This window comes from Carboxylicivirga mesophila, assembly GCF_018271975.1.
GTDB lineage: Bacteria > Bacteroidota > Bacteroidia > Bacteroidales > Marinilabiliaceae > Carboxylicivirga > Carboxylicivirga mesophila.
The window spans coordinates 109,446-129,413 of the sequence record NZ_JAGUCN010000008.1; the positions used below are offsets into that span (position 1 = coordinate 109,446).

Sequence of the window (19,968 nt, forward strand, 5' to 3'; positions counted from 1 at the left end):
GGTAGCAATACCCCCTTGTTTTTTGTTCGTAGTTGATGTAGTAACCATGAACATTATTTAATGACTAAGCGTTAAAGATCCAACGATAGAGTAACATCTAAAATTATTGTAACCAGGTATGGCATTTTATTCGATAAAAGATTTAGAAAAAATTTCAGGTATTAAGGCACATACAATAAGAATATGGGAACGCCGATATAATCTTATTGAGCCACAACGTACGTCAACTAATATTCGTTATTACGATGATGATGACCTAAAGCGTATACTAAATGTGTCGATTCTGAATCAGAACGGGTATAAGATATCGAAGATTGCCGACATGACTGAGGAGCAGCTGCGCGAGCGTGTGATTGACCTGTGCCTGGATACCCGTAATACAGATGTGCAAATTGAAAGCTTGTTGGTAGCCATGCTTGAGATGGATGAAAGTAAATTCACAAATGTACTGACCAACTCCATCATAAAACTAGGCTTTGAAGCAACTGTAGAGGTCATCTTATTTCCATTCCTCGATAGAATTGGCATACTTTGGCAGGCCGGCACCATTAATCCGGCGCAGGAGCATTTTATATCTAATCTCATCAGGCAAAAACTGATTGTGGCCATAGATAATGAGATGCAGAATTTTATTCCCAAAGCTGATAAAACAATCGTTTTCTTTTTGCCCGAGAATGAACTGCATGAAATTGGCTTACTTTTCTATAGTTTAATTGCCCGTAAAGAAGGATTTAGTGTCATCTACCTGGGGGCGTCTGTTCCTGTCGAAGATCTGAAGGTTGTTTTTGATGTTCGTAAGGCTGATGCCATGTTTACTTCTTTTGTATCTGCCGGTAAAAAAGAGGATATAGAAGCGGTTATGAAAGGGATTGAAGAGCGTGTCCCTGCTGTTACTTCTTTCGTAACCGGGTTGCAGGTAAGGGAATTGAAGCCAGCCTTACCGAAGCAGTTTGAAGTAATAACAACCGCTAAAGATTTTAAAGCGAGGCTAAATGCTATGTAGTTATTTAGACTGTTGCCTTACCACACCTTTGTATTTCCAGCGACCTGATAAGTAATAAAACAAGGAGCCGATTAGTCCCATGCTCCATCCGATAGGTATGGCCCACCAGATTCCATTAACGCCAAAGTGTTTGGACAGTACCAATGCAAACGGAATGCGTATAACCCAAAGCGAAAAAAGGGTAATAAACATGGGTATAAGTGTATCGCCGGCGCCACGCAGTACGCCATGCATCACAAACATGGTGGAGAATATCATGTAGAATGAACTCACGATGACCAGGTAATTGGCACCATGGTCAATCACTGATTGGTCCTTCGTAAACGCACTCATCATATGTTCGCCAAAGAAAATAACTGATAGCATAACGATTAGCGACATGCCCCAGGCCATAAATAATGTGGCCCGCAGACCTTTTTTAATACGATCAACTCTTTGTGCTCCCAGGTTTTGTCCCACAAAAGCAGAAAGAGCACTAGCCAGGTTGAGAGCTGGCATGGCGGCTAAGGCATCAATGCGGCTGGCAACCGAAAAAGCCGCCAGTACATCCGTATCAAAGTTGTTCACAATGCGGATAAGTGCCATTATTCCCAATGCTACAAATGTTTGCTGAAAACCGGTTGGTAAGCCAATGCGTATGCTTTGAAGAAATAGTTCCTTATCAAAGCGGAACTTAAATACATTGAAGGAGATAATCTGATGCTTTTTATTCAGATAGATGGCTCCTGAAATAAAAGCACCTGCCTGAGCTATTACTGTTGCATATGCTACACCGCTAATCCCCCAGTTAAACACCACAATAAATATAATGTCGAGTGCGATATTAACAAAAGTGGCGATTACCATAAAATACAGTGGTGTCATTGAATCACCAAGTCCACGTAGTATGGAGGAGGTGCCGCTAAATCCGAAAAAGGCAATCATCCCAATCATAAATACGTTAAAGTATTCCGTGGCCAGTGGTATTACTTTTTCTTCAACGTGCAATAGCCTGAATATCTCTTCGCTGAAGAAAATGCCTATGCTTGTAATTATTATGGATGCAACAAACAGGAAGATATAGGTGGTGTCAATGGCTCTTTTGACCTTATCAAGATTTTTTGCGCCAAAATACTGGCTGATAATAATGGTAGCCCCACTGCCAATACCAATAACAAAGGCAATCAGCGCATAAAAGATAGGAGATGAGGCACCTAATGCGGCCAGAGCCTCTTTGCCTAGGTAATTACCAACAATAATGCTGTCGACCAAATGGTAAAGTTGCTGAAGCAGGTTGCCAAATACCATAGGTAGGGCAAATTTAAAGATCAGTTTCGCTTCATTACCTATGGTGAGGTCTTTCATTGGTGTTGATTCGTTTATTGACAAGTACAACCATTAGCAGGCTGCTTTGGTTTACCGCTGTTTTACGGAATACAAAACAAACCAAAAAATCAGGGGCATGCAAAGCTTCGAATAAAAAAAAGGTTGACCCACGAATGAGTCAACCTTAAGTGTGTGATTGAGTATTAATTAGACGGTTTCTTTAACTGCAGGAGCTAATTCAACCGTGAAGTGACGCATAATTGGTGCTTCCTCCAGGATAGCATAACCACGTTTAATTTCATTGCGACGTTCGAATACGTTCTTAAGTGCTACAGCAATTACATCCATGTGGTTATTGGTGTATACCCGGCGAGGAATAGCCAAACGTAAGAGTTCTAATGCAGGATATCGGTTTTCGCGAGTAGCCGGATCGCGGTCGGCCAGCAGGGTGCCTATCTCAACGCCTCGGATACCAGCTTCCTTATATAGCTCAATGGCCAATGTTTGAGCAATGTATTCTTCTTTTGGGATGTGTGGTAAAAAACGCTTGGCATCTACAAAAATTGCGTGGCCACCAAATGGTTCCTGCACCGGTACACCAAATTCTTTCAGCTTGTTACCTAAGTAGGCTACCTGCTTAATGCGTGTCTCCAGGTAATCAAATTCGGTACCTTCGTCTAAACCTTGAGCTAATGCATTCATGTCGCGGCCTGACATGCCACCGTAGGTAACAAATCCTTCGTAGATGATGTTAAACTGACTGGCCTTTTTGAATAGCTCTTCTTCGCGTAAAGCAATGAAACCGCCCATGTTAACAATAGCATCTTTTTTACTGCTCATGGTCATGCCATCAGCATAGGTATACATTTCCCTAACAATCTCTTTGATGCTTTTATCAGCATAACCTTCTTCACGTAGCTTGATAAAGTAAGCATTCTCAGCAAAGCGTGCAGAGTCAAATAATACACGGATGCCATACTCTTTAGCCATGGCATACACATCGCGCATGTTTTGCATCGATACAGGCTGTCCGCCTGATGAATTACAAGTCACTGTTACAATAATCATCGGGATGTTTTCCTTTGGATGAGATTGTAATACATGCTCCAGCTTGTTTAAATCGAGGTTGCCTTTAAACGGGTGATCAACAGTAGTATCAAACGCCTCATCAATAGTACAATCAATTGCGCGTGCTTTTCTAAACTCGATATGTCCTTTGGTAGTATCGAAATGAGAGTTGCCAGGTACTACGTCGCCTTCTTTTACTAAGGCAGAGAATAATACGTTTTCGGCAGCCCGTCCCTGGTGAGTAGGTAAAAAGTACTCAAAACCAAGGATGTTTTTAATGGCATTTTTCAGGTTGTAGTACGATGAGGCGCCAGCATAGCTCTCATCACCCAGCATCATGGCGGCCCATTGACGGTCACTCATCGCGCCAGTACCACTGTCGGTTAGCAGGTCGATGAATACCTGGTCGCTACGAAGGTTGAACAAGTTGTATTTGGCTGCTTTAATCCATGTTTCTCTCTCTTCGCGAGTACTTTTGCGGATTGGTTCAACCATTTTAATCTTGAACGATTCTGAAAAAGGAAGTTCCATTGTGTATATTTTTTAATGATTTTATAATATATCGGTTGTTCAGATCGCTCAATACCCGGCATCAGCCTGTAGGTGTTGCGATGAACAAATGAATTACTTAAAAAAGAAAAATAGAGGCACTGGCAGACTGCCAGCTCTTAGCAGGTAAACTCGTCGCGGTTTTTAATATTGATGAAAACCCGAACAGACAACGCAGATTGTATGTTAATATTTGCCATCAAAAAAGACTCCATGTTGCAAATGTAAAAAACAATTGCAATTGAAGAAAAGAACTTGTGATAATTTGTAATAAGTCATGTTTTAAATGCTTGTTGGTTTTGTTCTGGTGTTTTATAATGTGCATTTGATGAGTGGTTTAATTGGTGGTGGGCTGAAGTGATAATTGTAAGTAGTTTGTTGTCAGTACCTACGGCTTAGTTGCTTTTGTGGTTGTTTTGGTGCTTTGATATGAACATTTCAAGCGTCATTTAAACTATTTACAACACCTTTCGCTTTCGGGTTTATAAGATATCCTGTTATTTTTGCGTTTAAATTTAATATGAACGATTCTCAAAATAACCGCTATCGGATGAAGGGATGTATTAGGATATACTTATTTCATTTATTTGTGTTTAGCTTATTGGGGCTTGGTATGCAGTCAATGAAAGGACAAATAAGTATGGTGGATTGGAGCTATTGGGCAAATAATGAGAGAACCGCTCATTGGCAGAAAGAACTGTATAAATATAATACCTCCAGGTACCCTGCTTTTGAGCAGCTGTTTTTAGCAGAATATTTTAAAAGGCAGATAGATAAGGAGCAACTGTTTGATACTAATCTGTTTCCACCGTTACGAGACTATCCTGTTAAAACCTATAAGTTTAGTGCAAAATTTAAAGTGCCTGAGTATCCAGTAATTGCCTTTAAACCTCATGATTACAGTAAAAGTGCCATTGAGGAGTTTCAAGAGTTGATGAATTCAAAAGTCTTCTCAAATCAGAGTGAAGAGGTATTTGCGAAAAAATACTTCATTAAAGAGGTACATCAGGATTATATATATAGCCACCTTGATCAGGTGGGTTTGTCGTGGGATTCAATTCCTGATCCGCCCAAAATTGGACGTGATGGTTATTTAAAACGCCGTTCGGCACGTGAAGGTATCAGTCTGTTATTACGCGATAATTCGGTGGAGGCTCAACCTAGCCTTGAGAAAATTAAGGTAACAGCGGGGCCATGGACATTTCAGGGAACCGAAAATATTCTGTTCTCACAGGGATATGTTGAGAATTGGGTCAAAGGAGGTGAGAGTAGCATAAGCCTGGGGAGTGACTTACGATTGACGGCCAACTATAAGGAGGGTAAACACGATTGGGATAATTACATTATTCATAAAGTTGGCATTATCTCAACCGAAACAGAAAAAGGACGAGTAAATACCGACCTGATTGAGATCAATACCAAATACGGACATAAAGCATCTGAAAAGTGGTATTATAGTTTTCTGTATAACTTTAAAACGCAGCTGTTTTATGGCTACGATAAAGATAACGAAGATCCCGTGTCTGGTTTTATGGCACCTGCATACATGTCGTTTGCAGTCGGTATGGACTATAAGCCCAATAGTAACTTTACGCTGCTTTTGTCACCTATTACCTCGCGTTTAACCATAGTAGCTGACACTGTCAAGTTTAATCAAACAAAGTTTGGTGTACCGAAGGATAAGATGAGTCATTTGGTTAACGGTCTCTCGGTTGTTAATAACCTGTCTTACGAATTGTCACGTGAAATTAAATTGTCGTCGAGGTTGGATGCCTTCTATCAATATTTGGGTAGGCGTGAGAAAGGTAAAGATCCTCAAGTGCAAGTAGACTGGGAGGTTATTGCTGATTTGCGAATTAATCGCTTCCTCTCAACACGAATATTAGCACATTTGAGGTATTTCACAAACGAATCAGAAAAAGTGCAGATCCGTGAAAATTTCAATATTAATTTTAGTTATAATTTTTAAAAGAAATTGATATTCAAAAAGTAATATAATGGTGATGTTGATTTTAACTTCTTTTAACGTTCGTTATTATGCGTTAGTGATAAAACCAATTACATTTGCAATGTGAGAATAAGGGAAAAGGTTGAAACAAAAATCTACTTCTTACGTATTAAAATTTGAAAGTTAGACACAGATGTGTCAATAAAAATATTGAGTAAGTTTTCTCATAGTTTAGGGTTAGGTTTGGTTAAAAGTTGAAAGTCGTCTTAAAGAATGCTTTAAGGCGGCTTTCTTTTTTATGAGGTCTTCAAACAACCATCGCCCGGGTATTCTTGTTGTGATATACATGGTGCAACAACGTATTTCAGAGGTGAATTTTAATAAAGATACACAGTATTATAAGTTTTGTTTTTATGGTTTTTTTAAAAACCTGCGCCTTTTTGATCCTTTCCTGCTGCTTTATTTCGTTAATGAGGGTATTTCATATTCTCAAATTGGTATTCTGTATGCGTTTCGCGAGGTTATTATTAATCTATTTGAAATTATATCAGGTGTTATTGCTGATGTAGTTGGTCGTAAAAATGCCATGATTGCTGCCTTTGTCAGTTATATAGTGAGCTTTCTTTTGTTCTATGGCTTTTCCAGCTTTACCGGATTTTTATTGGCTTTCTTTTTCTATGGTATTGGTGACTCGTTTCGTACCGGCACCCATAAGGCAATGATTAATGCTTATTTGCTGCGAAACAACTGGCAGGACGAAAAAGTCAGGTATTATGGGCGCACACGCAGTTGGTCGCAGAAGGGTTCGGCCATATCTTCCTTATTAAGTGCTTCCTTGCTTTTTTATACCGGGCGGTATGATTTCTTATTTTTATTAACTGCAGTGCCTTATGTGTTCGATTTAGTCTTGTTAAGCAGTTACCCATCTTATCTGAATGGAGCAAAAGGGATGAGTAAGGATAGTTTGTGGTTAAAGGTGAAAGAACATTTAATGGAAGTTGTAATGGCCATGAAAAAACTCTCATCAGTTAGGGTGGTGATTTTAACGAGTGGCTTTACTGGTTACTATAAAGCAGTAAAGGATTATATACAAATAATTATTACAGGGCTGGCAGCTAAGTTTATTATTATACCGCAGGTAAGCAATGAACAGCATATTGCCATTTACATCGGATTGACCTACTTTGTTTTGTTTATGCTCAATTCTGTTGCATCAAGAAATGCATACAAGGTAGAGCGCTTGAATAAAACTTTAAAAGTTGGACTTATTAATTTGCAGCAGTCGGGATATGTACTTGGAGCTGTGGCCTCTTTGTTTTTTATCTTCAACTACCCGCTAATGGCTTTACTGTCATTTGCATCTATTTTTATCATTCAGAATTTACGCCGACCATTGGCGGTTGATTATATAACCAAGCATTTTGATGAGAAAATGATGGCCAGTATTATGTCGGTTGAATCGCAAAGCGAGACTTTGATATCAGCACTACTGGCATTGTTATTGGGAATTCTTGTTGATTTATCAGGAGTGGGGTGGGGAATTGGCGTTTTGTCTGTATTATTATTAGTATTGTCTGTGTTTGCTGGCACGTTTAAGGTTAAAAATTAATAATATAAATAGAGCAATGATGAAGAACATAGTACTATTAATCAGTGTGCTTGCGCTATGGAGCTGCGGGCCGAAAGTGATTCAGTCGGTTGGTGATAAGCAAATGGTAATTTTCGATAACGAGCATTTGTACTTTGATAGTGGTGCTTTTACTGATGAACTTACAGAAGCCGATAAGGTATATCGGATTATGGATGGCCGCATCCTCCTTAAAAAAGTAACATTCCCTGAATATAGTCGAGAAGTTGCTGCTTCTGTTAAGGTGACCGTGGCATCGGCAGGTGATCGCTGGGATAAGTCTGGTTCTTTCTTTATTATCCCAAATAGTTCAATTACCAATTTTGTGTCGTTGCAAGCGGAAGGTGAACTGCCTGAGTTGACAGCCGAACAGGAAAGCTTGAAAGGAATTGTACCCGATGGAGATTACACGCCAGTGGTGGAGCTGATGCGTTTTATGACGCCTTTTGGGGTTGGTTTCTATAATGATAAGATGGATTTGCGGAAACCGGTTTATATTCCCCATTGGGAAGATAAGGTTGTTTGGGAGCAGGATGTAACCGATCGCTTATCGCTTATCGAAGGTGAGGTTTGGGTTGGTATCTGGGTGGATACTTGGACCAAGGAGGGCTATACTGTATCAGCTGAGATTAACTTTGATGAAACGGACTATTTATATGCACCAAAACCCCAAACCAAGGTGTTGTCACTACTCAATACAATACCTTACTATAAAGGGCAGAAGCATGTCGATTTATTTGCGCGAAAGGATTTGCTGGTGAGTGCAGCGGTGCCTGAAGGGGCTAAAAATGTGCGCTTGCACTATATCACCACGGGTCATGGTGGTCACTCAGGTGGCGATGAGTTTGTGAAGAAAACCAATATTGTTAAGGTAGATAATCGGGAGGTGATTAATTTTATTCCATGGCGTGACGATTGTGCCGCTTTCCGTCGTTTTAACCCGGGATCGGGGGTGTGGCTGATTGAAGATACAGCTACCTATATCGATTGGGAAACCTGGAAATATAAAGAAAAAGTGATTGAAGAGCGATTGGCATCATCCGACTTGTCGCGTTCTAACTGGTGTCCGGGTTCCGATGTGGAGCCATTGGTGGTTGATTTGGCTATTCAACCAGGCGAACATCAGTTTACTTTCAGTATTCCGGACGCGCAGGAGATAGATGGCGATAAACTAAATCACTGGCTGGTGTCAGCCTTCCTTACCTGGGAGGAATAACAAGCACCTATCTAAGTAAAAATATAAAGCTCACCTGCACTAAGGGTGAGCTTTTTTTGTGAATATGAAATTTGTCATTTCCCACTGTAGCAGAAGAGACGACCTTTGCGCGATTTTTTGCATGAACACAAAAATTTAAATTGAATTATGGCTTTTGTTACAAAGGAGAAGTTTTTATCCAAAGATTGGTTTATTACCTATGCTTATATATTGCTGGGTAGTTTCTTGTTCGCCATGGGGGATGTGCTGTTTGTGAACCCATACAAACTGGCGCCAGGTGGTGTTTATGGTATTGGTAACTTTTTGTACCATACCTTTGGTTTTAAAATTAGTGTTTCCGTCCTGTTCATGGAAGTGCCGCTGTTAATCATTGGTACCATTATTTTGGGTCCTCGATTTGGTATTAAAACACTAATTAGTACTTTCTTAATAATGGGTTTTGCCTATATGTTCGAAACCTACTGGTGGGGCTACGAGGCATTTTTGCCCAATGATCCCATGTTAAATGCATTGGTAGCCGGTATTATATATGGTGTTGCCATTGGTCTGATCTTCAAATCACGTGCTACATCAGGTGGTTCAGACATCATTTCCATGATTCTGAATAAATACACACGTATGTCACTGGGTAAGCTGGTCATTATTGTGGACGGTACCATTACCATGTTAACCCTGTTTATGCCGGGTGAGAATGGTATTGACTGGACACTTCCCATCTATTCGTGGTTAGTTATCTTTATTGAAGGCAAGATTATTGATATGGTGATTGATGGATTGAAAGTAAATAAAACCTTATTCATCATTTCCGAAAAACATGATGAGATACAAGAGAAACTTCTGCACAATATTAAGCGTGGCGGAACCATGTTTTCGGCAATGGGCATGTATGAGGGGGGTGAGCGCAAAGTGATATACACTACCATTACGCGTCGCGAGTCAACCATTTTACTAAATCACATTGCCAAAATAGATCCTAAAGCTTTTGTGAATGTGCTTGACAGTAGTCAGATACATGGTGAAGGCTTCAAGGCTATTGAGCCGGAAAGCGGACATTAATGTAAAGTTAAAAGGTCTGGTTTCAGGCTGTATATTATAACAAGAGGAGGCATATTGATTGAAAGGCCTCCTCTTGTCGTATAATATTGTGTCAGGTATTGTGAGTTGCTATTGGTGAATCACACTTGTTTCATCAGGCCATGGAACTAATTCGCCTGTTACTTTTAATGTAGGTCTTTGTGCGTCAACGCTTCTTAAGTAGTTGCCGAGCTTTAAGGCTAATTCATTCACTTTATCGGGTTTTTGTTCAGTCAGGTTGTGCTGTTCTCCAATGTCTTCAGGTATATTAAACAGTTCGAATTGTTGGTTGGCATAGTAGTATATAAGTTTCCAATCGCCACTTCGTATGGTACTGGTGGCACCAATGCCTGGTCCTGTTGGACCCCAGTTATTCGGGAAGTGCCAAAATAGGTCGCGCTCTGATGTTGTCTTGTTTTGCTCAAGTAGCATCGGAACAAAGCTCTTTCCGTCAATTGTTTGTGGTGTTGAATAGTTGTCAATACCAGCCATCTCTATGATGCTCGGATAAAAGTCTTCAATGATAAGATAATCGTCACAGACAGATTCTTGACTAACCTTACCGGGCCATTTTACGATCATTGGCTCACGGATGCCACCCTCATAAGCCGAACCTTTGCCACTTTGCAGCGGACTGTTGTGCGTGTGAAGCTCGCCGGCACGTGGGCGCAAACTAAACCCACCATTATCTGACATAAACAAGATGATAGTGTTGTCCGTCAGCTTGTTTTCGTCCAGGTAATCCATCAGGTCAACCAGGCTTTTATCCATGGCTTCAATCATCGAAGCATATTTAGCTTCTGATTCAGGTAGGCCCATGTCAAGGTATTTCTGATAGAATCGTTTATCGGCATTTAAAGGTATGTGAACCGCATAATGCGCCATGTACAGAAAAAACGGCATGTTACTGATGCGTGCCGAATCAAGCGCCTTTTTTGCTTCAATAGTCAGTGCTTCTGTGATAAAGATGAAGTCGCCGTGGTATTTTTCCAGGCCTGGTACGCCCCATGGTTCGGTGTGACCACCTTTCTCTTTATTGCCAAAGTTTTGCTCTCCTAAGTAACTGCCAAGTCCACCTGCAGCATGGCCGGCTATATTTATGTCGAAACCGCAATTGAGAGGATTGGCCGATGGTGTAGTCATTGCTCCAAAGTGCGCTTTGCCACAATGGATGGTGAAATAGCCATTGTCTTTCAGGATCTGAGGTAGCATGGTGGCATAGGTCGATCGTTCAATGCTGTCAACGGGTTGCAAACCATTCACATTCCAGTCAGGGTAGTTTAATATGGAGTCGGTAGCATCGACCGAAGCATTGCGGTGGAGGGTCCAGTTGGTTACCCGGTGGCGGGCAGCATTCATTCCACTCATTAGGCTCACGCGTGTGGGAGAGCATACTGAGCTGGCATAGGCCTGCGTGAAAATCATGCCCTCAGAGGCCAGGCGTTCCATGCCAGGGGTGTGGTAGCGTTCGTTGTATGGTGTTTTCTCGTGCCCAAAAGGCACCGAAGTGTCCTGCCATCCCATGTCATCCACCATAAACAGGATGATGTTTGGTGCCTGCTCTTTTGTAGGAGTACATCCTGATAGGATGACAACCGTAAAAAAGGACAGGAGAAAGTGTAGTTTGTGTATTTTCATCATTTAGATTTTAGTTTGAATGTTGCCAGAATAGCTTTGTGGTCAGTGGGCCAAATGGTCATCGGTGGTATGATTGAATCATTCGATTGTTCCCCTATGCGTTCGTTGCGAATGATGGAGCCGCGAGGGCCAACAATTGCTGCATCTGTTAATTGCAAGCGGGAATGAGGCTGGTAAAAAATAAAGTCGATGCGGTCGCGATCATCAGCTTCAGGTGCCCAGGCCAGTTTCTTAATATCCACCAGTGGGTTGTCTGCCGGAAAGGTAAAGCCAGGGTGAGTTACGGGGTTTGGGTACCTCTGTCGGTAGGTATCAATAAAACCGGCTTGTTCGAGTCGTTTGGTGTTGTGCCATTCCATCACCACGCCATTGTGATCAAATAAATCCTTTGTAGCTTCAGTCCAGTCCAGGTGCGAAGGCTCGTTGAAATCTCCTCCCAGTAGAGTGAGTCGACCTTTCTCTTGTTCTATTTGGGCATCGGCGATAATGGCCTCGATGGCTTCATCGCGTTGTGATTGAAGATTGTCAAAGGCTATAATTTCTGTGTCCGTTATTATGGAATCCAGTTTTTCCCAGGTAGAGCCGTCGTAGCCACGTGGCAGGTACAGGCTGCAGTTGCGGTAATCGAGGTGGGCGCTGTATAAGGCCACCTCTGTACCATCTATGTTGATAATAGCTTTTGTGACGGAGCCATGGTCGTCAACGGCTGGAAATAGCATCACTTGCGAAACAATCGGGTAGCGCGACAAGATACCGCTATCGTAACTGGTTTCAGAGTAATAGGTGTGTCCGCGCTCTTTCAGGTCCCTGACCAGGCGTTCGGCCAAACTTTGGTTGTTGTAGTTGCGCACTTCACTTAGGGCAATCAGGTCGGCATCCAGTCGGATAATTTCATCTAATATGGCCGGATAGCCATTGGGAACAATGGTGCCTTCCTGCCAGATGTTAAACTGAAGCACTTTCAGTTCCTTTTCTTTGTTAGCCTGACAGCTTGTTAAAAGTGTGGGAAGTAAGCTGAGAAGAAGCATTGCTCCAACCAGTAATTGTCTATACTTTCTGATTAGTGTAGGTGAATTGAGATGCATGATTTTAATTTTTAGCATTAACTAAGCGGAGCTTTCGTTTGTTTTTTGTCGTTTCCTTTCTTTGAGGTAATAAAGATAGTATTTGAAAGGCAAAGTAATTTCATAAAATCGGATAAAATCAAAGAACATTTATGTAGGTATGATTAGTTGATTTTCGTCCCGGCAGAGAAAATATGGCCGCTAGGAAGCGGTTATCCGGGGGCAAAAACAGGGTTTTGAACTACCTTGTCAGCGCTTGTTTTGAGAATTTATAAATCTTCTCTATCTTTGTTATCTAACCGGTTTAGTAAAAGATTAGTGAAGCCATCATTAAAAACCATAGCAGAGCAAGCAGGTGTGTCGAAAACAACCGTGTCGTTTGTGTTAAACGGACGGGGAGAAGAAAAGCACATCAGCGCCGAAACCCAGAAGCGTATTTTGGAAACGGCACGTCGTCTGAACTATCAGCCCAATCACCTGGCACGTAGTTTAAGTACGGGACGTTCCTATACGATTGGTTTCGTGGTGCCTGATATCTCCAATCCTTTCTTTGGTAAAATTGCCCGGTTAGTGGAGACTTATGCGGAGGAGCTGGGGTATTCGGTAATGGTGGCCAGTACCGGCGAACGGGCTGACAAAGAGCGTATGATACTCGAAGCCTTTAAAAACAGACAGATTGACGGTGTCGTGCTGGCTCCGGTTTCAGGCGAATCGAGCAATTATACCAGTGATATGCCGCTCGTTTGCTTTGACAGGGTGCATTCAAAAGAGACTGGTAATACGGTAGATATTAATAATCATGAGACAGCGTTTTTATTGACCGAACGACTGATAAATAAAGGACACAGGCGGATTGCCCTGATTTCATTAAGCTCGTTTCTGCCCAATATTACGGCGCGTATCAAAGGCTATAAGGAAGCACTCGAGAAAAACGACCTGTGCTTGGATGAGCGTTGGATAAAAGATATTGATGAAAAAGAAAAGAAGCGCGATGTAGTAGCAGCCATAAGCGATTTGCTGGCTATGGATGAGCCTCCAACGGGATTTTTGTTCTTAAATAATGTGCTGGCTGCGCAAGGTATCTGGACGATCAATCAATTGTTTCCGCACCTGGTCGATAGCCTGCATTTTGCTTCGTTTGATAACCTTGATTTGTTTGATTTTGCAGTGCCTAAGGTAACATCGGCCTTGCAGCCAAGCGAGCACATTGCCCAGGAGAGTGTGAAAATGCTGATGCACCAGATTGAGCACAGGCAAGACATGAACGGCGTGTGTTTTTCAACAACAATAATTGACAGGTAAAAAATTTTAATCATTTACTAAAACGGTTAACTAGAAGATATGAGTAGTATTTATTTTGACAACAGAGTGGTGTTAACCCTCGATGCGGGAGGAACCAATTTTGTGTTTAATGCCATGCAGGGCGGTAAAACCCTGATTGAGCCAATTAAGAAAAGTGCCAATGGAAACAATCTGGAGTTGTGTCTGCAAACCATGCTGGATGGTTTTAAGGAAGTGAAGCAGCAGTTAAGAGCAGAGCCGGTTGCTATTAGCTTTGCGTTTCCTGGTCCTGCTGATTATCCTAATGGTATTATTGGTGATTTGGGTAACCTGCCGGCATTCAGGGGGGGAGTGGCATTAGGCCCAATGTTGGAATATCATTTTAATATCCCTGTGTTTATTCAAAACGATGGTGATTTGTATGCTTATGGAGAGGCGCTTGGTGGTATTTTGCCCGAAATTAATGAGCAGCTGGAGGCACAGAGCAATCCGAAGCGATACAAGAACCTGATTGGTTTAACACTTGGCACAGGTTTTGGTGCCGGACTGGTGCACAATGATATTTTGATTGGCGGTGACAACAGTATTGCCGCTGAGGTGTGGAACATCAGTAACTCGGTTTCGCCGGAGCGCAATGCAGAGGAGGGTGTGAGCACGCGGGCCATTATCAATGTGTATAATGAGCTATCGGGCAATACCGAAGCCTTAATGCCAAAGGATATTTTTGACATTGCATCGGGTAATAAAGAAGGAAACAAAGAAGCCGCTATCACAGCATTCAGCACGTTTGGAAAGCACATTGGCGATGCTGTGGCTAACCTTGTGAACCTGTTTGATGGCCTGGTAGTGATTGGTGGAGGTTTAACAGGCGCCAGTCAATTTTATATGCCGGCCGTTATGGAGGTGCTGAAAGGACAGTTTGGTAATGGACAGGACCGATTGGTACAAAAAGTGTATTGCCTGGATAATGCGGATGAGAAAGCGGCATTTTTAAATAGCCAAACTCATCAAATTGAAGTACCTTTTACCAACCAGAAGGTGGCCTATTCGCCTGAGCAGAAGGTGGCCATTGCCACTAGTAAGCTGGATGCCAGCGAGGCCATCGCAATTGGCGCTTATGCCTATGCCTTAAGCCAATTGAGCAATTAGGATGCTCTGTGGTGTTGCCTTACAAAGCAGGGCGGTGTTAGCAAAGAATTAACGATTTATCAAATAAACGAATAACTAGATAATAACATGTTGTATCCATTAAAATTTAATCCCATCCTGAAAGAAATGATTTGGGGTGGAAAAAAGCTTCCTCAGAAGTTAAATGTTGAGGTGGCTGAGGATGTGAAGATTGGTGAGAACTTTGCAGTTTCGGGTCTTAAGAATGATCAGTCGGTGGTGAGCAATGGTGCTTTGGCTGGCAAAAACATGACTGAGTTGATTGAAACCTATAAAGAAGACTTATTGGGTGCTAAGGTGTATCAGCAGTTTGGAACCAACTTTCCATTGCTGATAAAGTACATCGATGCAAATGATGATTTATCCATCCAGGTGCATCCTAACGATGAGCAGGCAAAAATAAAGCACAACTCGTTTGGTAAAACAGAGATGTGGTATGTGGTGGATGCCGAAGCAGGTGCTGGCCTGGTGTCGGGTTTCTCTAAAAAGACAAGCGCCGATGAGTTTGAGCAATACCATTCATCGGGCAAGCTGATGGAGTTGATGCAGAAGCACCCAACAGCTGCCGGTGATACCTTCTTTATTCCGGCCGGTAAGGTGCATTCGATTGGTGCCGGTAACCTGATTGCTGAAATTCAACAGACGTCAGATATTACCTACCGTATCTACGATTTTGATCGACGCGATAAGTTGGGTAACCCACGCGAGCTGCATCACGAACTAGCTAAAGATGCCATGAATTATAGCGATGATGAGTCGGGGAAAGTGGCCTATGAGGCCAAAGCTAATGAATCGGTTGAGCTGGCTTCGTGTCAGTATTTCACCACTAATGTACTGAATGTGACGGATAGCGTTAGTAAGGATTACAGCCAGCTGGATTCGTTTGTAATTTTGATGAACGTAGGTGGACAATGCACCATTAAAGCAGCTGATGTAAGCATTGAGCTGAATGAGATGGAGGCTGCCTTGATACCTGCGTCTGTTGCTAAAGTGGAATTAGCGGCAGGTGACTCAGCCAAGTTACTGGAAGTTTATATCTAATCTGAATCTCCGATTATCAATCAAAATCAGGTTGTAGAAAAATAGTTAGTAGTATGCCTTCTAATGAGGGATGTATTGATAGCCTTAAGACGCTTGCGTCTTAAGGCTTTTTTATGAAAGAATAACTTGCTGTTGATTCGCATTTATCACCCTAAACATAATCGGACTCCAGGCCTCGGGCTTCGGACTTTACTCTTCTTCTTCTGGTGATAAGTATTTGTAAACAATACCGGCCAGTATGGCACCAGCGATGGGTGCTACCCAAAACAGCCATAGTTGTCCCATTGCCCAGTCGCCCACAAAGATAGCCTGCGAAGTACTCCTTGCCGGGTTAACCGAAGTGTTGGTCACCGGGATACTGATGAGGTGAATAAGTGTTAAAGCCAGTCCGATGGCCATACCGGCAAAACCTTTAGGAGCTTTGGAATGCGTGGCACCAAGTATCACCATCAGGAACATAAAGGTCATGACCACCTCGCATATTAAGGCAGCTATTAGGCCATAGCCATCAGGCGAGTGCTCGCCATAGCCATTGGCTGCAAAGCCACCCAATTCGAACCCGGCCTTGCCGCTGGCTATCAGGTAAATGATTATAGCTCCTGCTGTGGCACCAAGCAGCTGAGCAATAATGTAGGGAATAATGTCTTTGGCATCAAAGCGCCCGCCAGCCCACAAACCAATGGTAACGGCCGGGTTGAGGTGACAGCCAGAGATGTGACCGATGGCATACACCATGGTCAGCACGGTTAATCCAAATGCGATGGATACGCCCACAAAGCCAATGCCCAGTTCGGGATAACCGGCTGCTAATACGGCGCTGCCGCAACCGCCCAAAACGAGCCACCAGGTGCCGAAAAATTCTGCTACTAATTTCTTCATGATTTAAGTGTTTGATTAACAATCATCAGCAATTTAGGGTGATATTGTTAATTATTCCACTATTGAGACCTCCCATCGCCAAAAGAAAGCTTCCTGTCGCCTATATTGGACTTCCCATCGGTAAGTTTGTGGTTCCCATCGCTATGGTGAGCTCTCCCATCGTACAATCTGGGCCTCCCGTCACGTAAGTAGAGCTTCCCGTCGCCAAAGCTGAGTTTCCTGTCGGTAGTGTTAATTAGTCAGTAGATAGGCAGAAGACAGAAGGCAGAAGATGTGTGACCGATGATCGATGACGGAAGATTATTAAGCACCATGGGAATCGCTAGCGGCTAGCAGCTAATGGCTAGTAGCTTCTTTATCGCCATAAAACAAAAAAAGAACGATTCCTTATTACCAGGTGGCAACAAAGAACCGTTCGTTGATGGATTGGAATATGAAATTTTAATAAGTGTCTTGTAGCGTGCGCACTAAAAGCTGTTTTTGCAGGTCGTTAATGTCTTCTTTTGTTTCGAATACAATGGTCTTCGACTCGCCTGGCAACAGATCGAAATAGTTATCAGAGAACCAACCTTCGGCCTCGTCGTAGCTGAGGTACAGGTTTTTGGCCAGCTTATCGGTCGAAATGGTTATCTGATAGCCTTTGGCTACTTTTTCAACCTTAGTGCTGATGCTAGGCTTGGGTAATTGCAAGTCTTTGGCTTCCTTAAAGTAGCTGGTAGTTTCGTAAACCAGTTTATTATCAACAGATAGTTTGGTCGACAGTACCACCTGGCTGGTGTTAATGTTTTTCAGTAGCGATGTAAGTGCTTCTTTAAAAACGATGGTGGAGGTGTTTGCCTTGATGTTGACATCAGCGCTATGCGACCACAGTTGTTGGCCATCAAAGTCGAGTATCTCCAGCTCCAGTTGTCCCGGTGTATCTTCAAACTTATCGGATACAGCATAAATCAGCAGATCATCTGTTTTTGTATCGGGCACAGCCATGATGGGAGCAAACGCTTTGCGCGTAAAGTATTGCAATGCCTTCCAGTTGCCAAAGTAGTCGATGCTCGACCACGACGCTACCGGCCACACATCGTTTAACTGCCAGTAAAGGCTCCCCATGGTTGTTGGCATGTTAATGCGGTGCCCTTCAATACCTGTGCGGATACCTTCGGCCTGAAGCAACAGACCAACATACAGGAATGATTCAAAATCTTTAGGATTGCGATAGTAATTATCCATGTATCGCTTAATGGCGCCATTGCCAATGAATGAGCGTTGGTGCGACTTCATCACCTCCGAGTTGATGTCGTAATCCTCCGGCAAGGCATATTTTTTTACTGTTTTAAGTTCGGGGAACGATTGGAAGCCATATTCGCTCACAAAACGGGCTGCGCCATCGTGGTAGGTGATAAATGGTACATCCTGAAACCATATGCGCCAGTCGTGCTCATCGCCGTCAATCTTATTGGTGCGGATGGTGTCGCCGGCCTGTGGGCTCGATGCCCAGTATTGCCTGTCAGGATCGAATTCGTTAACCGCTGATGGCAACACATCCAGGAAAATATCTTTGTAGGCCTGCCACATGGCTTTGGCGCCTTCTGGCTGCGTCTTCTCATTGTCTTCCTTCCAGCCCCAGCCAAACCAGGCTGCTAAAATCTCATTGTTACCACACCAAAGCGCAATACTCGGATGGTTTCTCAATCGGCGTACGTTGTAATCGGCTTCGTGCTTCACGCTTTCCAGAAACTCAGGATGGCCCGGGTACATGTTGCAGGCAAACATAAAGTCTTGCCACACCAGAATACCGTACTTATCACACAGGTCATAGAAAATCTCTTTCTCGTAGATGCCGCCGCCCCATACGCGCAGCATGTTAAAATGGCAATCGGCGGCCGATTTAATAATGTGCTCATATTTTTCTGGTGATACACGGTCGAGGAATACGTCATTTGGAATGTAGTTGGCGCCTTTCATAAACACCGGCTCACCATTTACCTTGAAATAGAATGAACGACCTACCTCGTCGTCTTCGCGCACCAGTTCAATGGTTCTCAGTCCTAATGTGTGTTCAAAGCTCTCGGTGCCAGCATTGGTGCTTAGCTCGCCTTTAAGTTGATACAAATGTGCTTCACCCAAGCCATTGCTCCACCAGCGTTGTGGGTTCTCAATGACGAAATCAACTAGATAGGTATGTGTGCCTTTTTTTAGCTGCACTTCTTTATTGGCCAGCTGCTGTCCATCAATATTAATAGCCAGTTGAGCTGTTTCATCGGCAGTGGCTTCAATCTCAAAAGAGGAGGTCAGTTGGGCTTCAGTGTCGTTGAGCACCTTTTGTTGTGTATGAATCGTCACCAGTTGAGCTTTATCCCAGGCTTTCAGCGTCACCGGCTCCCATATGCCTGAGGTAACCAGTCGAGGCCCCCAGTCCCAGCCAAACTGGTAAGGGGCTTTGCGCACGTGTGGGCTCACCCATTTCTCACCGGGCACCTGGCCAATCTTTGCCAAATCGTTGGCGGATGACTGCACCACATATGGGTAGTTGTCATATATATCAACACCAATTTTGATGGGCGAATGAAAATAGACGCGAAGAGTGTTTTCCCCTTCTTGCAATATGTTTTTGCAATTAACCTCCCAGCCTCTGAACATGTTATCGGCTTTCAGAATGAGCTGATCATTCAGGTAAACATCGGCATAGGTATCTAGGCCTGAAAAGTTAAGGGCAATCTGCTCCTTGCTATAGGTTGTCTTGTCTATCGTAAAGGAGGTTTTGTATTCCCAGTCCTTTTTATCGATCCATTGCATGTCGTGCTCATTCAGGCGGTAGAACGGATCTTCAATCAGTTCGTGGTTTAATAAATCGGTATGAACACATCCCGGTACACTGGCCGTGCGCCATTCGTTCTTGTCAGCTTCGCTAAACTGCCACCCCGAGCTCAATTCAATGGTAGTGGCCGACTGCTTTTTTATTTGAGGGCTGCAAGCCACCAACCCCGATAGGATAATCAGTAAAAGTACGTTTGAAATTAGCTTCATATTTATGTCTTGTTTTGAGGGTAAAACTAATATCTGTTAAATTAAGACTATGGCGACAATTGTTTAAAAAGATAAACATATTCTCAC

14 protein-coding genes are annotated in these 19,968 nt (G+C 42.9%); 8 read left to right on the forward strand and 6 right to left on the reverse strand.

The genetic code is table 11. The features are described 5' to 3' along the window. Nucleotides 1-118: 118 nt before the first annotated feature. Nucleotides 119-1,003 (forward strand): MerR family transcriptional regulator, encoded by an 885-nt coding sequence (locus KEM09_RS08625; RefSeq protein WP_212227626.1) that lies wholly within the window; start codon nt 119-121, stop codon nt 1,001-1,003. Here the strand turns inward: KEM09_RS08625 and KEM09_RS08630 are convergent, their stop codons facing one another. Beyond that, nucleotides 1,004-2,347 carry an MATE family efflux transporter gene (locus KEM09_RS08630; protein ID WP_212227628.1) on the reverse strand — a complete coding sequence of 448 codons (1,344 nt, stop codon included), beginning with the start codon at nt 2,345-2,347 and terminating at the stop codon, nt 1,004-1,006. A gap of 168 nt (nt 2,348-2,515) precedes the next feature. Further along, nucleotides 2,516-3,907 (reverse strand): tryptophanase TnaA, encoded by a 1,392-nt coding sequence (tnaA, locus tag KEM09_RS08635; RefSeq protein ID WP_212227630.1) that lies wholly within the window; start codon nt 3,905-3,907, stop codon nt 2,516-2,518. A gap of 538 nt (nt 3,908-4,445) precedes the next feature. Here tnaA and KEM09_RS08640 point away from each other — a divergent pair. The 4 genes from KEM09_RS08640 (at nt 4,446) to KEM09_RS08655 (ending at nt 9,772) form a co-directional block, all read left to right on the forward strand. Continuing rightward, nucleotides 4,446-5,894 carry a DUF3078 domain-containing protein gene (locus tag KEM09_RS08640; RefSeq protein ID WP_212227632.1) on the forward strand — a complete coding sequence of 483 codons (1,449 nt, stop codon included), beginning with the start codon at nt 4,446-4,448 and terminating at the stop codon, nt 5,892-5,894. A gap of 277 nt (nt 5,895-6,171) precedes the next feature. Further along, nucleotides 6,172-7,482 carry an MFS transporter gene (locus KEM09_RS08645; protein ID WP_212227634.1) on the forward strand — a complete coding sequence of 437 codons (1,311 nt, stop codon included), beginning with the start codon at nt 6,172-6,174 and terminating at the stop codon, nt 7,480-7,482. Between the two features lie 16 nt (nt 7,483-7,498). Further along, nucleotides 7,499-8,716 carry a PNGase F N-terminal domain-containing protein gene (locus KEM09_RS08650; RefSeq protein WP_212227636.1) on the forward strand — a complete coding sequence of 406 codons (1,218 nt, stop codon included), beginning with the start codon at nt 7,499-7,501 and terminating at the stop codon, nt 8,714-8,716. 147 nt (nt 8,717-8,863) lie between these two features. Beyond that, nucleotides 8,864-9,772, forward strand: a complete 909-nt coding sequence (locus KEM09_RS08655) for a YitT family protein (RefSeq protein ID WP_212227638.1) — start codon at nt 8,864-8,866, stop codon at nt 9,770-9,772. Nucleotides 9,773-9,880: 108 nt separating this feature from the next. Here KEM09_RS08655 and KEM09_RS08660 read toward each other — a convergent pair whose 3' ends face one another. Continuing rightward, entirely contained in the window at nt 9,881-11,431 is a 1,551-nt protein-coding gene (locus KEM09_RS08660; RefSeq protein ID WP_212227640.1) for a sulfatase, read from the reverse strand. After that, nucleotides 11,428-12,513: an endonuclease/exonuclease/phosphatase family protein gene (locus KEM09_RS08665; protein ID WP_212227642.1), complete on the reverse strand. Its 1,086-nt coding sequence runs from the start codon at nt 12,511-12,513 to the stop codon at nt 11,428-11,430. Before KEM09_RS08665 ends, KEM09_RS08660 begins: the two co-directional genes overlap by 4 nt. Nucleotides 12,514-12,810: 297 nt before the next feature. On the opposite strand from KEM09_RS08665, the gene KEM09_RS08670 reads away from it, so the two are divergent. The 3 genes from KEM09_RS08670 to KEM09_RS08680 all read left to right on the forward strand — a co-directional run bounded on the left by KEM09_RS08670 (nt 12,811) and on the right by KEM09_RS08680 (nt 15,981). Further along, nucleotides 12,811-13,794, forward strand: coding sequence for a LacI family DNA-binding transcriptional regulator (locus KEM09_RS08670; protein ID WP_212227645.1), 984 nt, complete (start codon nt 12,811-12,813; stop codon nt 13,792-13,794). Nucleotides 13,795-13,833: 39 nt separating this feature from the next. Continuing rightward, on the forward strand, nt 13,834-14,922 hold the full coding sequence (locus KEM09_RS08675) for an ROK family protein (RefSeq protein WP_212227646.1): 1,089 nt from the start codon (nt 13,834-13,836) through the stop codon (nt 14,920-14,922). Between the two features lie 87 nt (nt 14,923-15,009). After that, nucleotides 15,010-15,981: a type I phosphomannose isomerase catalytic subunit gene (locus KEM09_RS08680; protein WP_212227647.1), complete on the forward strand. Its 972-nt coding sequence runs from the start codon at nt 15,010-15,012 to the stop codon at nt 15,979-15,981. Nucleotides 15,982-16,170: 189 nt separating this feature from the next. On the opposite strand, the gene aqpZ is transcribed toward KEM09_RS08680, so the two are convergent. Both aqpZ and KEM09_RS08690 read right to left on the reverse strand, forming a co-directional pair. Then, nucleotides 16,171-16,860: an aquaporin Z gene (aqpZ, locus tag KEM09_RS08685; protein WP_212227648.1), complete on the reverse strand. Its 690-nt coding sequence runs from the start codon at nt 16,858-16,860 to the stop codon at nt 16,171-16,173. A gap of 441 nt (nt 16,861-17,301) precedes the next feature. Beyond that, nucleotides 17,302-19,881: a beta-mannosidase gene (locus tag KEM09_RS08690; RefSeq protein ID WP_212227649.1), complete on the reverse strand. Its 2,580-nt coding sequence runs from the start codon at nt 19,879-19,881 to the stop codon at nt 17,302-17,304. Nucleotides 19,882-19,968 lie beyond the last annotated feature (87 nt).

What these genes read in the sequence shown, in the direction of transcription:
- KEM09_RS08625 (WP_212227626.1), top strand. Translation starts at nt 119, where the DNA reads ATGGCATTTTATTCGATAAAAGATTTAGAAAAAATTTCAGGTATTAAG.
- KEM09_RS08630 (WP_212227628.1), bottom strand. Translation starts at nt 2,347, where the DNA reads ATGAAAGACCTCACCATAGGTAATGAAGCGAAACTGATCTTTAAATTT.
- tnaA (WP_212227630.1), bottom strand. Translation starts at nt 3,907, where the DNA reads ATGGAACTTCCTTTTTCAGAATCGTTCAAGATTAAAATGGTTGAACCA.
- KEM09_RS08640 (WP_212227632.1), top strand. Translation starts at nt 4,446, where the DNA reads ATGAACGATTCTCAAAATAACCGCTATCGGATGAAGGGATGTATTAGG.
- KEM09_RS08645 (WP_212227634.1), top strand. Translation starts at nt 6,172, where the DNA reads ATGAGGTCTTCAAACAACCATCGCCCGGGTATTCTTGTTGTGATATAC.
- KEM09_RS08650 (WP_212227636.1), top strand. Translation starts at nt 7,499, where the DNA reads ATGATGAAGAACATAGTACTATTAATCAGTGTGCTTGCGCTATGGAGC.
- KEM09_RS08655 (WP_212227638.1), top strand. Translation starts at nt 8,864, where the DNA reads ATGGCTTTTGTTACAAAGGAGAAGTTTTTATCCAAAGATTGGTTTATT.
- KEM09_RS08660 (WP_212227640.1), bottom strand. Translation starts at nt 11,431, where the DNA reads ATGATGAAAATACACAAACTACACTTTCTCCTGTCCTTTTTTACGGTT.
- KEM09_RS08665 (WP_212227642.1), bottom strand. Translation starts at nt 12,513, where the DNA reads ATGCATCTCAATTCACCTACACTAATCAGAAAGTATAGACAATTACTG.
- KEM09_RS08675 (WP_212227646.1), top strand. Translation starts at nt 13,834, where the DNA reads ATGAGTAGTATTTATTTTGACAACAGAGTGGTGTTAACCCTCGATGCG.
- KEM09_RS08680 (WP_212227647.1), top strand. Translation starts at nt 15,010, where the DNA reads ATGTTGTATCCATTAAAATTTAATCCCATCCTGAAAGAAATGATTTGG.
- aqpZ (WP_212227648.1), bottom strand. Translation starts at nt 16,860, where the DNA reads ATGAAGAAATTAGTAGCAGAATTTTTCGGCACCTGGTGGCTCGTTTTG.
- KEM09_RS08690 (WP_212227649.1), bottom strand. Translation starts at nt 19,881, where the DNA reads ATGAAGCTAATTTCAAACGTACTTTTACTGATTATCCTATCGGGGTTG.